The sequence below is a fragment of the Runella sp. SP2 genome, assembly GCF_003711225.1.
GTDB lineage: Bacteria > Bacteroidota > Bacteroidia > Cytophagales > Spirosomataceae > Runella.
In genome coordinates this window covers 4,250,887-4,265,634 of sequence record NZ_CP031030.1, presented here as the reverse complement: position 1 = coordinate 4,265,634, position 14,748 = coordinate 4,250,887, and the positions used below count along the sequence as shown (strand labels likewise).

Here is a 14,748-nt window from a genome sequence, read left to right as displayed (position 1 = left end):
TCTCAATTCATGTTTAAACAACGTACTTTTTTGCTTTTGATAGCGGTGCTAGGTGGTATGCTGACGACCTATGCGCAATCGTTATCCCTTAAAAATGCCGCCATTTTGGTGTCGCCGTCGGTGCCAGTGCCTATGCGCGAAACGGCGCCTAAAGTTCTTATTGAAGAAATAAATAAACGGACGCAGTTGCTGCTCAAAACCGCCACGGCTTGGCCCAAAACGGGAGTGACGGTGGCAATGGCGCTGTCGAGCGACCGTGAATTGTTCGGGAAAGCGCTTCCTGCCCGAAAAGCGGGCGATGCGGCCGAGGCTCGGGCGGAAGGTTTTCGAGTGGTGGTCGATGGACAAACGCTCTGGATTATTGGTGCCGATGCCCGTGGGGTGTTGTTTGGAACGGGCTGGGTGCTACGCCACTTGGAGATGTCGGCGGGCAATGCGCTGCTTGCACCTACTATCGACGTAGCAACATCTCCTGCGTATCCGATTCGCGGGCATCAGTTGGGCTACCGACATACAGCCAATTCGTATGATGCGTGGTCGGTGGAGCAATATGATCAATATTTCAGGGAATTAGCGATTTTTGGCACCAATGCCGTTGAAGGGATTCCGTTTCACGAAGATGAAAAACCCAATCCCCATTTTAAAATTCCAGCCTCCGAAATGCGGGTAAAAATGGGCGAACTTTGTCAACAATATGACCTTGACTACTGGGTGTGGACACCCGTGACGTTTGAGTTGACCGATGCCGACAAGCGTGCGGCGGAGTTGCGATTGCACGAAGAGTTTTACAAAAAATGCCCCCGCCTCGACCATATTTTTGTGCCAGGCGGCGATCCGGGCGACAACCATCCACGGTTGGTATTGCCTTTTTTGAAAGAATTGCATCAACTTTTGGTTAAATACCACCCAAAAGGAAAAATATGGATTTCGTTGCAAGGTTTTAGCGTGGAGCAAACCGATTATTTTTACCGCTATTTGGCCGAAAATAAGCCCGATTGGCTGCAAGGCGTAGTGTCGGGGCCAGGAAGTCCGCCAATGGCTGAAACGCGTTTTCGTTTGCCCAAAAAATACCAGCACCGCCAGTACCCCGACATCACGCACAATGTTCGCTGTGAGTTTCCTGTACGCGGTTGGGACCAAGCCTACGCGCTGACCCTCGGTCGCGAAGCGTCCAATCCGCGACCTTACGCATTCTCTGAAATCCACCAAACGTATGCCCCTTTTACCGACGGCTTTGTGTCGTATTCGGACGGTTGCCACGACGACATTAACAAGGTAGTGTGGAGCATGAGAGGATGGAATCCTACGATGGATGTGCGTGAGATGTTGACCGATTATACCCGCTTCTTTTTTGGGAAAACAGCCACCGAAAGCGCCGCCGATGGCATTGCCGCCCTCGAAAATAACTGGAAAGGCTCGTTGGTTCAAAACGGTGGGGTAGAGGCTACGTTTGCTTTTTGGAAAGGGCTAGAAACGGCCAACCCTGCCTTAAAAAATAATTGGCGCTGGCAGATACTTTTGCTACGCGCCAACTACGACACTTACACCCGTCGCCGATTGGTGTATGAGCAATCGCTTGAAAAACAGGCAAATCACGTGCTTTCTCAGGCATCAGAGCTAGGCACTGAAAAGGCCATGAACGAGGCGTTGGCACTGATTAATCGGGCCGACCAACAAAATTGTGCGCCTGAGTTACGTCAAAAAATAGAGCAATTATGTGCCGATTTATTCACGTCGATTGGCCTACAAACAAGCGTCAAAAAACACAATGCCAAGGGCTACGAACGAGGCTGTGTGCTGGATTTTGTCGATTATCCGCTCAATAACCGCTGGTGGTTGGCCGATGAGTTTAAAAAAGTAGTGGCCTTGCCTTCGGAGGAAGCGAAAAAAGCACGTTTGAAAGAAATTGCCACGTGGGAAAATCCAGGGGCAGGAAGTTTTTACGACGACGTTTCGAGCGTAGCGAAAGGGCCGCGTGTGAAGACAATTTCCGAAGATGCTACCGACGTAGCATGGTGGGAAGATGGCTTCAGTCGGACCCGTTTATCGGCGCAATTGTTCCAGAAATGCCCTGAATTAGAATACGATAACCTCCAAATGGACGCGCGTTATATTGTTCGGGTGGTTGGATCAGGAGAAGCACTGTTGCGCGTGGATGGGCGTCGTTTGGAACCGATTACGTACAGCCGTGAACCCAATGGCGTTAAAGAATGGATTGTGCCCTTGACGTTGACCCAAGATGGGAAATTGCACATCACCTTTGACGAACCCGAAGAGTCACACCTAAACTGGCGAAAGCAATCCAAAATCTCGGATGTTTGGTTGCTGAAGCAGTAGTTTCAACCTAATCTACGCTGCTAAAAAAGGTCAAATTAGGTAAAAAAAGAAGTAAGAGTTTTGTAGTTAGCAAGTTCCAAAACTCTTACTTCTAATACTGTCGTGGTGGCTCGTTTTTTTCAGTTGGAGCGTAGTCATAATCATTTAGTGCTCAAACTCTCTACTATTCATTTGGTTGATACGGTCAAGATGCGTACTTTTGAAACTACTATCCACTGAGATGATTTATTCGTGAAAATTCCCCTCTGGCTTACAGTTCTGCTACTTTTGATTACTGGTCATTTGCGGGGCCAGCCCCATACAGCCCGTAATCTGAGCCTCCAGCAAGGGTTACCCGAATATTATGTATCAGGGCTTATTCAGGATAAAGCTGGCTTTCTCTGGGTGGCGACCCGAGGTGGTCTGGCTCGCTATGATGGTCGCCAGTTTAAGGTATTTCGCCACCGCCCCAACAGCTCGTCTTCACTGGCTGGAAACGTAATCCTCTCGATTCAGTCCGTTTCAGATTCTGCGATACTGATTCAGTTGGAGAATAAACACCTTCAACTCTTTAACCCTATCACCGAACAATTTAGTGAATTTCTTACTGAAAAACAGCTTCGGCAAAAGCATATTATACTGTCGAACGCCTTACTTACCCCAGATAAAAAAAATCTCTGGGGACGATACCAAACTCAGCTTATCCGTTTTGATCGACAGATAGATCAGTTCAACACTTACCCCTTTCCGACCTTACCAGATTTGGGACATTATCCTGGCAATTCGTTTCTGCTCACGAAAAACCAACAATTGTACGCACCAGTACCAGGGTATTTACTTCAATTTGATCCCCAAAAGAGAGCCTACCAAGCTTGGCAACATCCACAGGTCGGTCTTCCGGGCAAAACGGAAACTTATTATGGGACATCGCTGCTTGAACGGGCGAACGGTGAGATTCTCATTAGTGCAGTCAATCAACTGCTTTCCTTTCATCCCAAGACACTCCTGTTTCGCTCCATTCCGATTTCTTCCAACCTCCATGTGCAAGCGGGGCTAATCTATCAAGCACCAGATAAATCTGTCTATTTCACCCACGGTATGACCGTTTACCGGTTGTCGGATACTGACCGAATCACCCCTATCTGGACGGCTCCTCGCATTGATTTACAAAACTATTTTCACGCCCTGCTGGTCGATCGCTCGGGCGTCCTGTGGATTGGTACCAATGGGGATGGTATCCAACAGGTTGATTTGCAGGCACTCCCAGTTAAGACTTATCCCTATCGGACTAATTTTATTCAGGATGTACTTTTGATGGAACAGGGATTGACCGTACCTGAATGGGCTAAAACAGATAAACAGATTTATCAGCTTCGCCTGGAAGGAAATGCCCCGTATTTGAGCGCAGGATTAAACGGTTGGTTTGAGCTGCTGCGGGGAGAATCCAAATCCAGAAGGTTTCGTTCAGTACTTCGGCTCAAGCAAGGCTTTACTCGTAAGGGAATCGATGGGGGTAATGCACTTCGACGTCAACAGGATGGTACGATTTGGATGTTCGAACCTCATCAGGGCATCCTAAAGGCCGACTCAACCGGGCGACTCCTAGAAACCTTTCCTGTCCCCGATCTTCTCAACTGGGCTACCTCGATTCAACCCATAGGCTGGATGATATGGATCGGTTCAGAAGTAACCGGATTATACGTTTATGATACCCAACGTCGTCAAATTGTTCACCACCTGCGAACTCAGTCATCTTCTGCCCCGTCATTACCCTCAGACCATGTGCAGTGCCTAGTTGCCGACCCTTTTAACCCAACTGTCCTTTGGATAGGAACGGAGGAAGGGCTCAGCCGTCTGGATACGCGCACGATGAGCTGGCAAAACTGGACGGAGGGTCAGGGTTTACCCAGCAGCACAATCAATACGTTACTGACTGACCGGCAAGGAAACATTTGGTTCAGTACGAGCAAAGGAATCAGCCGGATAGATCCCCGCACTGGCCAAATGCGCCATTTCTCTACCGCAGACGGCCTGTTGGACATTGAGTATCGTCCCAATCATGCCTTGCAACTGCCCGATGGTCGAATGGCTTTCGGAGGTGGTACAGGCATAACCGTCTTTGACCCATTGGCCATGAGTGAAACGGCTCAATCCATCCCCAGCGTGTTGACTGGTTTGAGGATTGCCAACGAGCCTATTGAACCAGGCGCGGACGACTCACCACTAAGCTACCCGCTGAATGCGACCCATACATTACGGCTAAAGCCTAACCAAAACTTTTTCACTATCGAGTATGCCGGTATCCAATATAATAAGCCTGCCAGCCTGCGCTACCGCTATCAGCTCACAGGGGTTGATGCGGATTGGGTAGAGGTGGGTAGCCAAACGGCAGCTAATTATACCCAATTAGGGCCAGGCGACTATGAATTTCGGGTTAACACGGCGGATGCTGGCGGTCGCTGGAGCTCATTGATTAAAACCATTCGCATTATCATTGATCCCCCTTGGTGGCGAACCTGGTGGGCTTATGGGCTTTACCTCTTCCTACTGGCAGGACTGATTAGAGCATACATTCAGTACCGACTTCATCAGGCTCAACTTCAACAGGAGATCCGACTCAAAGAGCAGGAAGCGGAGTTAGCAAAAAACAATGCGGACTGGCAGACACGTTTCTTTACCAACATCACCCACGAGTTCAGAACGCCCCTTACGCTCATTATCAATCCTCTGGAGAAACTTCTGGAGACGAAACCGCTGCCTTCACCCACAGGTCTGATTCACCAATTTTCCATCATGCACCGCAACGCACAACGTCTGTTGCGCTTAATCAATCAACTCTTGGATATGGCTAAGCTTGAAGCGGGGCAGCTGGGGCAAGCCTACTCAAGGGGGAATCTGGCTGGATTCATTGGGGAACTGGTAGATTCGTTCCGACTTCGTGCTGAACGAAAAAATGTCACCCTCACCTATGAAACCGCCAGATTACCGGTGGATTCGTTGTTTGATGCCCATAAATTGGAAACCATCGGCTACAACCTGCTGGCCAATGCACTCAAATTTACCCCAGAAGGGGGGCAGATTCGAGTTACGCTCCAGGCCGACCAATCTGGTCAGGAGCCTTGGGTTTGCCTACAGGTGAGTGATTCTGGAATCGGCATGGCTGAAGCGCAAATTCCCCATATTTTTGACCGGTTTTATCAGGGGCGGCAAGCGGAAGACAGCGCAGGTACCGGAACAGGAATCGGTCTGTTTTTAGTGGCTGAGTTTACCCGGCTTTTAGGGGGTACGATCACTGTTGACTCTCAGCTTGGGCAGGGTACTACCGTGACCGTCCGATTGCCTCTGAAAGACCAATCCGAGATGAGTACGACCATTGACCCTATAGTCCAGCAACGCCCCGTGCTGCATCATCAGGTGATGGAGATAGAGACAGTTCCTGCCCCAAAAAACGTTACTAAAGATGTTCCAGTAGTCCTCGTGGTCGAAGACAATGACGAGCTACGCGAATTTATCGCAAGTGAATTGGCACAACATTACCGGGTGTTAACCGCTTCCAATGGCTTGGAAGGTTGGCAGGTATGTTTGGCTGAACTGCCTGAGTTGGTAATCTCGGACGTCATGATGCCGCAGATGGACGGATTTGCCCTGGTGGAACACATCAAAACGACTCCTCTGACAGCGCATATTGCCGTGATCCTGCTGACGGCTAAAACCATGACCGATGCGCGTATTCAGGGACTCTCAGCTGGGCCAATGATTACTTGACAAAGCCTTTTAACGGGTTGGAACTACAATTGCGAATCAGTAACTTACTCCGCCACCAGCAGCAGTTGCGTCAACATTGGCAGCAGCGAATGGGCCAGTTGGCTGAGTCCAACGTACCGGTCGCCGAGACCGCTGCCGACGATCCTTTTCTGATTAAACTTTACGGGGTACTGGACAACGAACTGACCAACTCCAGCTTCAGCGTTGAACAACTGGCCGACGAACTGGCCGTCAGTCCGCGCACGCTTCATCGCAAATTAAGCACATTAACGGGTACGAATGCGGCCGAACTGATCCGTTCCTATCGACTCCAGAAAGCAGCCAATCTATTACAACAAGGCGCTTCCGTATCCGAAGCCGCCGAGCGAACTGGCTTTGAAAGTCTTCCCCACTTCTCCCGATCCTTTAAATCGCAGTTCGCGGTTTCCCCATCTTCGTATAGCGCTACCCAAAACAAGTCTTAAGTTAATCTTCTTTTTATTTAATTTTTTATTCTTATTATTATAAATAAGTTGATTTTGGCGTGTCCCGAAGTGGCCAAAAGGTCAATTTGGCGGATTCAGGCAAGTAAGTTGGCCGTTTCAGGCAAACTGTCGGGGCTGGTCATGGGCTAGTTTTGCACTCCAATCAGACACTTCGTTGCAGTAGTATCATGGATGATATTACGTCGAGTGAGACTGGTTGGCGTATTTGTATTAACTACCTTTTTTTATCAAATCAAATAATGGAAACTTTTTTACAAACGGCGAATATTCGTCGTCTATTACGCAGGAGTTATCTTTTTGGGGCACTCATTCTGCTTCTTCTACCGCGCAGTCAAGCTCAGGCGCCGCTCTATACAGCATGGAATAAGACGCTGGGTGGACTATCAGATGACGTATTAACCGCTATGGTTGCTACGTCGGATGGCGGTTTTTTGATAGCGGGCTATTCCAGTTCTGAAATCGGGGGGGATAAAACCGAAGCCAGTAAAGCAGCAGATTACTGGGTGGTTAAGCTTAATGCCACTGGGGCGAAACAATGGGATAAGACATTCGGCGGAACTTCAAATGACTTTTTGAGCTCGGTGGTTGCCACTGCCGATGGCGGCTTTCTGTTGGCGGGCTCTTCAGAATCTAAACCAGATAGGAATAAAACGGGAGCCTACAAAGGGCAAGGTGATTACTGGGTGGTCAAAATAGATGCCACCGGGACGAAACAATGGGACAAGACATTCGGCGGAGCAGGCATAGAAAATTTGAGTTCCGTGATTGCCACAGCGGATGGGGGGTTTCTGCTAGGAGGTATTTCTTATTCCGACATAGGGGGTGATAAAACACAAGCTAACAAAGGAGCAAGTGATTACTGGGTAGTCAAAATCAATGCCGCTGGGACGAAACAATGGGATAAAACCTTCGGTGGAACCTCAAGTGAAAATTTTAGATCTGTCGTTTCCACCACCGATGGTGGCTTTCTACTGGGCGGTGTTTCTGGTTCTGACAAGGGAGGAGATAAAACGCAAGCTAATCAAGGTCGTTCTGATTATTGGGTGGTCAAAATTGATGCCGCCGGCGCTAAACAATGGGATAAAACCCTGGGAGGAAATTTAGAGGATGAATTGAGGTCTGTAGTTGCTACTGTCGATGGAGGCTTTCTGCTAGCAGGTTCTTCAGATTCACCTATCAGTGGGGATAAAACGCAAAACAATATTAGTCCATTTGTAAATGATTATTGGGTGGTCAAAATTGATGCCGCTGGCACAAAACAATGGGACAGGACATGTGGAGGAGGCCGATATGATAACCTAGGTTCAGCGATTGCCACCGCTGATGGGGGCTTTCTGCTGGGTGGAGAATCCGCGAGTAACATCAGTGGGGATAAAACCGAAGCCAGTAAAGGAGGACCCGACTACTGGGTGGTCAAAATAGATGCAACAGGGAATAGACAATGGGATAGAACCCTGGGTGGAACGGGCATGGATATACTAAGTTCATTGGTTGGGGCTAAGGAGGGCGGTTTCATACTGGGAGGGTATTCAAACTCCGGTATTGGAGGGGATAAATCCGAAGCCAACAAAGTTGAGTTAGATTACTGGGTCGTTAAACTGGAAGAATGTGGACAACCCCTAGCTCAGATTACTGCAACCACTACGACACTCACTTGTCTATCGCCTTCTTCTACACTTACTGCTGGCGGAGGTAGTCCTGAAGAAGGATTTACCTACCGATGGAATACTGGTGCCACCAGTGACAGTATAGTTATTACCGAATCAGGAACGTATTCGGTAGCAGTCACCGCTCCCAAAGGTTGTTCATCTTCGGCCAATATTACCATTACGAATAGCATCGCTGTCATTAATGTGACTAATCCACTCACCGCTACCACTACAACAGGTAATGTTTTTAGCCAAGCATTCACCGCAAGTGGCAGCAGTAGTGCTTATCGATTTAGTCTAGCCAGCGGTATTCTACCTTCGGGACTCACCCTGTCGAGCAATGGTGTTTTGTCGGGCACACCAACACAGGTAGGTCGGTTTACAATCACGGTTCAGGCCACCGATGCGGTCGGTTGTTCGGGGGTAAGTGCCGAGTACACCCTGGTTATTACCCAAGTCATTCCGTGTGGAGCGGTGATATACGTTACCCAGAACGGGGCTGGATTACAGGACGGCTCCAGCTGGAGCAATGCTTTTGCGGGCACTGCCCTGCAAATAGCCATCAATACGGCCACCAACTGTGGTGCTCAAGTCTGGGTAGCCCGTGGAATTTACAAACCCACCAATACTGGGGATCGTATGTTGAGCTTTTCTATGCGCAACAACATCGCAATCTATGGGGGATTTGTAGGAAATGAAACTGCTTTGAGCCAACGCCCGACAATCGGGTCAACGACTCCCTCTGGTACGATACTTTCGGGGGATATTGATAACGACGGGACGCTGGCGAATAACAGCTGCCATGTGATCAGCAACTCACCGGGGTTAACTCCTTCTGCTGTGTTGGATGGCTTTTTCATTACGGGAGGGAATGCTACCGAACAAAACAGTAGTAGCAATTGGGATTTAGGAGGTGGAATGTATAATAAGGGTAGTAATAGCCAGTTTTGTAATCCGACTATTCGCAACTGTTATTTTCGGGGAAATGCTTCTCGGAGGGGAGGTGCCATCTATAATGACGGAAAAGGCGGAATCGTTAACCCCCAGATTGATAACTGTGTTTTCCTGAACAATTCGGCTAGTCAAGGAGGCGGTGCGATCTGGAACGCGGGCAATAGTGGTAGTGGTAACAGTAGTCCACTAATCATCAATTGTTTATTTGAGTCTAATACGGCCGGTATTATTGGAGGGGGGGCTGTGCTCAATGATAGCGAAGCCCCGGGGACTACCAATCCTCAGCTAATCAACTGCTCCTTTCTAAATAACTCCTCTGGTAATAATGGTGGGGCGATCATGAATCTCGCTTTGGGTGGCATTAGTAACCCACAAATTACCAATTGCTCTTTTCAGGGGAACACCTCACTAAGCGGAGTTATTTTCAGCCGATCGAATGCACGGGGTAGTAGCAATACGCAGCTCACTAACTGTGTATTCTTCAACAACGGTACTGGTGAGATAGCCGGAAACGGTTCACCTACTGTTAGTTTCAATGTCAATTACAGCCTCTTTAGCCCATCAATGACGGGCTATACCAATGGTCTAGGGAACCTAACCACGACGACTTCACCCTTTTTTAGTACGGCTACCACTCAACTAACCAGTTGTTCACCTGCCTTAAATGCTGGTTTGAACTCGGTCGCTGGTTTGAATGGCATTACCACCGATTTGGAGGGTAATCCGCGTATCCATAATGGAACCGTAGATATGGGCGCTTATGAATATCAGAGTACTCCCTCAACTCCAGTGTCAATCACTAAGCAACCAAGTGATCAGACGACTACTTGTGAAGGTGCTACCGTAACCATCTCTGTGGAAGCCACTGGCAATATCGTGCGATACGAGTGGAAAAAAGGAGGCCAACTTCTTTCAACCAACAGTCCCAGCTTACTACTAACTAATGTCACATTGGCCGATACGGGCTTATATACCGTTGATGTGGTAGGTAGTTGTAATACCATTACGTCACAGCCTTACCAATTAAGCTTATCGCCTAAAGTAAATGTCAACCTGACGGCTGGTGGGGAGATTTCGTGCCAGAACCAGACCGTAACCCTGACGGCCAGCGCCATTAGCGGTGCAATCTACTCCTTCAGTGCAGGAGCTACCCAGATCAACGGAGGCAATACCGCAACCGTCACTCAAGCGGGAACGTATTCGGTCACTGTCACTACCTCTGGCGGTTGTACGGCCACCGCTTCCGTGACCGTCACGGGCAGCTGTACACCAGGGCCTGCCAAAATGAGCGTATCTCATTTGGATGGCGATGCTAATCAGCCGGCCAACAACCTTATCAAACCCTACCTCCAACTCAACAACGAAGGCACCTCACCCATTGCTTACCGTGACATCACCGTTCGATATTGGCTGACCATCGAAGACTTTGCACCAGTGACCAACCTCTCGGTCTATGGGGCGCAATTGGGTACGGATAAGGTAAAAATGAAGTATGTGCCCCTGCCTTCTCCCCGTCAGGGAGCCCTAGGCTACATTGAATACTCCTTTGATGCTGCCGCTGGAGCTCTGGCTGCCGGGGCTAACTCGGGAGCCATTCAAACGGGCATTGCCAAGCAGAATAACACCTACCTCAACGAAGCCGACGATTATTCGTATGCCAAAACCGCCGACTATACCAAAACCGATAAGATTACCCTTTATCAGAACGGTAGGCTCATCTGGGGCACCGAGCCTCAAACGGCCAGTCCCCTGCGAAAACTGCGAGTAACCTCACAAAACCGCAGTTCCGCCGCAACCAATACCATCGCTACCTCCGTGAAAGTCTTTAACGAGGGCAACGTACCTATCTCTTTCCAAAAAATGACAGTGGTTTACTGGCTGACGGCCGACAGCCCGGCGGCACTCAACTTTGCCTTGGACTACGCTTGGTTGGGCAATGCCAATGTCAGTAGCCGACTGGTTAGAATAGCTACTCCACCCCTGAAAGCCGACAGCTACCTGGAGTTGAGCTTCGATGCGGGCTTAGGTCAGTTAGATGCTTTGAGCAACACAGGGGATATTCAGTACCGATTGACCAAAACGGATGGGAGTCTATTCAATCAGGAGGATGATCATTCTTACAAAGCTTTCAACACCATGCAGGAGAATGACAAAATAACAGTGTATCTGGATGGGGTTCGTATCTATGGGTCTGAGCCGATTTACCCGCCTTCTCCTTACTCGCCTCCTTCGCCCTACTCACCGCCTTCCCCGAAAGGTCGTGTGGCGTCTGCAGAGCCAAGATCGGCGGAGCCAAGCAGTGAACTCAAAGTCACCGTACTAGGCAATCCCATTGAGGGAGATATGGTGAATGTGTTGGTGGAAGGGGCTGGGGAGCAGCCGGTGCGGTTACAGATAACCGATTTGCAGGGACATTTGCTGGAGGATAAACAAGAGCAGGGGCAACCATTTGGTCAACGGTATCAGTTGTCATTGGCTGGTCAATCAACCGGTACATTTGTACTGCGGGTGAGCACCCCCAGTCAATGGAAAACGGTCAAGTTGCTGAAAGTCCAGTAACCAAATCCGATCTGACGGATACACTGCAGGAATCAACCGCTTTGTATTCGTCAGATTGCGTTTTTCTCCATTGATGAAATTCTTCATGAACCGATTTACCCCCACTATTCATCACCTGCAAGTGATGGGCGGGATAGCCCTGCTGGGCGTCTTGCTGATGAATATACAGACTTATGGGTTAGTGAGCCCCTGGCATAGCTCTCACTGGCTGAACCTAGATCAGTCCGGTTCCTATGTACCCGTGGCTTTCTTTCTGTCGCTTTTCATCAAGGGCCAGTTTGAGCTGATGGTAGGGGTAGTGGCAGGGTTGTGGTTTAACCTACAATGGCAAACCGATACCGAGAACGGACTGAATGCCCATCGGTCGGCGAAGCATCGGCTGACTTTTTTGTTGGGTTTAGGGTTGGTACATAGCCTGTTGTTCTGGTTTGGCAATGAGCTCCTGACCTATGCATTATTGGGTTATACGCTTCTTTATTTTCAGAAACAATCCCTCACAAGTTTACGCAATTGGATTGTGGGGCTGACATTTTTGGCTCTGTTCATCCCTCTGGGTCTATCGCTGATTCCCCTCAAGACTGCACCGCAGGAGATACTCCATCTAAAGCCTGTTAAATCAGTCTGGGTGTTGATGAGAACTCAATTCACTGCAATACGCCTGCATTGTCAACTGGAACTTGGGCATTATTCGGTTGCTTTTTTACTGAAGGAAATCATGCTGCTAGCGGGTTTGATGGCGAGTAAACTAGATATTGCATACAGATTGAGCCAAATCAAGGTTCGATTTTCCCTGCTCATGGTACTGCTCTTTCCCATCGCTTTTATCATCAAAAGCTTTTCGGTGTTGCTGGAGCTAGAGTTAGTGAGCCTTCCCATAGATATTCTCCCGTACCGACGGCCATTGATAATCCTCTCTGGCTTCTTGGGAACGCTGCTGGTCACACTGGTTTATTTACTGGAGATAGGCTTGAATGGGTACCTAAAACCGGTAGGATGGTCACGTTTACTTGGCGGAGTAGGCCAAGCAGGATTAAGTAATTATTTGCTCCAACCCCTGCTGTGTACGCTCTTTTTTTATGGGCATGGATTAGGGCCGACTGACCGACTGACCCTACCAGAATTGCTTGGAGTAGGGGTAGTCATTTACGCACTGGAGGTGTTATTAAGTTTTCTTTGGCTTGCAAAATACGGCCAAGGCCCCATTGAATGGTTGTACAACCGCATCACTTACGGCAAACCAAGTTTGGTAGATGCGACTCCAACCAAAGACTCCCAATAGCCTCCATGGCTTCTTTCAATGAAGAAGTCTTACACTGCTTTTGGCTATATTTAGCTTTCCAATACTGACTACTTTGCTGAGTGTCTATGAGTTTGTATTTGTCTAACGACATTAATCTCTCACTGTTTTGTTGGTTGCCGCCACAAAAGTGAGGGATTTTTTATACAAATTCTGTACAGCCTATCTTATATGGTTGCAAAAATTAGCTAAAAAAAACTACAACTCCCGAATCCGAATATTTCGGAAAGCAGCTTCGTCGCCGTGGTCTTGAAGGAGAATATGCCCCCCAGGCATTCCAAAATCCATCACATCCTTAAACTTACTCGTTGCCTTCGCCCGCTCAAACTCAGGACTTCCAATGGTATATTCGACCACTTTCACGCCGTTGAGCCAGTGCGTTACGCGTTTGCCCTCTACCCGAATCCGTCCACGGTTCCATTCCCCGATGGGTTTTTGCTGGCGCGAATTGGGTTCCATCAATTCATACAAACTCGCCGTACGTCGTTTGTCGTTGGTATCGTTGGCAATGTCTTTGTTACCCAAATCGTCAATCAACTGATATTCTGGCCCTAGAAGGGAGCCGTTGGGGTATTTTTTGACAAAATATTTAAGCCCCGTATTGGCGCCAGGGGCGAGTTTAAACTCAAATTCTAAATCAAACTGAGTGTAGGTTTTCTTCGTAATAATATCTCCTCCCCGCACCACTGCTTTGCTTTCGCCTCGGCCTTTGTTGACCACTAATTCGTTGTTTTCGATGGCCCAGCCTTCTTTGGGAAACTGGTCGCTTTTGGCCGAAGTCCAGCTTTGGGTTGATGTGCCATTAAACAGCCATTCCCATGGACTTGGGGTGTGCAACTGTACCGATGGGTGCATGGTATATAGGCGGAATTGTTTGCCATCGTTTACCACCATCCCGCTCGATTTGTCACTTCCGAAAATAGGGTTGCGGTCGTATTTTGTCCAGTGAATGAGGTCGTTAGAGACGGCCACGTTGGTGCTCCATTCGCGCCAATCCTTAAAGGCCGATGCGTGATAATAACCGTAATATTTCCCTTGGTATTTGATGACTTGGTTCATCGCTACCGCAAATTTGTCGTAGCCATCAGGGCCTAAAGCAATGACAGGTTCGTCTTGAACGTTCTTCCAAATTTTCAAATCGCGGGAGGTCGCGAGCCAAATTCCTAAGTCGGCGCGTTCATAAAAAAGATACCACGTTTTGTTTTCGTACCAAATCGCAGGCGTCCCGTAAGCCCCTTGGCTGATGGGGGTTCCGTCGGTTTTGCGAATGTCCAAATTGCCTTTTTCTTTCCAGTGAATACGGTCGGTGGACGTAAGCAAATGGGCGACGTCGTCGCGGCCTTCGGCAAACATGTAATAAACGCCATTGACTTTCACCACCGACATATCTTCGACCCAATCCAACCTATAAATAGGATTTTGAGGATGACGCTTCCAGTGAATCCCGTCCGAGGACGAGGCATAGCCAAGGTATTTGGTGGACTTAGGCTCGTTTTTATAGCCTGTGTACCAAAGGTGATAGGTATTCCCTTCGCGCAGGATGTATCCCCGTTCGCGGATTTTTTCGTCCCACGTTTTTTTGCCTGTTCCTTCAAAAACGGGGTTTTGGGTATGGGCTTTGAAATCAACGATTTCGGAGGGGAATTGGGCGAATGAGTGATTTAAACAATAGCAAGAAAGGGTTAGGAAAAGGAGTTTTTTCATAATGGAAAATAGAAATGGA

At 48.6% G+C, this 14,748-nt stretch carries 6 protein-coding genes; 5 read left to right on the top strand and 1 reads right to left on the bottom strand.

From position 1 onward, the window contains the following. Positions 1 to 9: 9 nt before the first annotated feature. The 5 genes from DTQ70_RS16975 to DTQ70_RS16955 all read left to right on the top strand — a co-directional run bounded on the left by DTQ70_RS16975 (position 10) and on the right by DTQ70_RS16955 (position 13,007). Complete coding sequence (locus DTQ70_RS16975; protein WP_122931911.1) at positions 10 to 2,337, top strand: hypothetical protein; 2,328 nt, start codon at positions 10 to 12, stop codon at positions 2,335 to 2,337. A 231-nt stretch (positions 2,338 to 2,568) separates the two neighbouring features. Beyond that, a complete protein-coding gene (locus DTQ70_RS16970; protein WP_122931910.1) occupies positions 2,569 to 6,081 on the top strand; it encodes an ATP-binding protein in 3,513 nt (1,170 codons plus the stop codon). 17 nt (positions 6,082 to 6,098) lie between these two features. Next, entirely contained in the window at positions 6,099 to 6,545 is a 447-nt protein-coding gene (locus DTQ70_RS16965; RefSeq protein ID WP_122931909.1) for a helix-turn-helix transcriptional regulator, read from the top strand. Between the two features lie 260 nt (positions 6,546 to 6,805). Beyond that, entirely contained in the window at positions 6,806 to 11,728 is a 4,923-nt protein-coding gene (locus DTQ70_RS16960; protein WP_164490084.1) for a cellulose binding domain-containing protein, read from the top strand. 241 nt (positions 11,729 to 11,969) lie between these two features. Continuing rightward, positions 11,970 to 13,007 (top strand): DUF418 domain-containing protein, encoded by a 1,038-nt coding sequence (locus tag DTQ70_RS16955; RefSeq protein ID WP_164490083.1) that lies wholly within the window; start codon positions 11,970 to 11,972, stop codon positions 13,005 to 13,007. 216 nt (positions 13,008 to 13,223) lie between these two features. Here DTQ70_RS16955 and DTQ70_RS30745 read toward each other — a convergent pair whose 3' ends face one another. Continuing rightward, positions 13,224 to 14,729, bottom strand: a complete 1,506-nt coding sequence (locus DTQ70_RS30745; protein WP_164490082.1) for a family 16 glycoside hydrolase — start codon at positions 14,727 to 14,729, stop codon at positions 13,224 to 13,226. Positions 14,730 to 14,748: the final 19 nt, after the last annotated feature.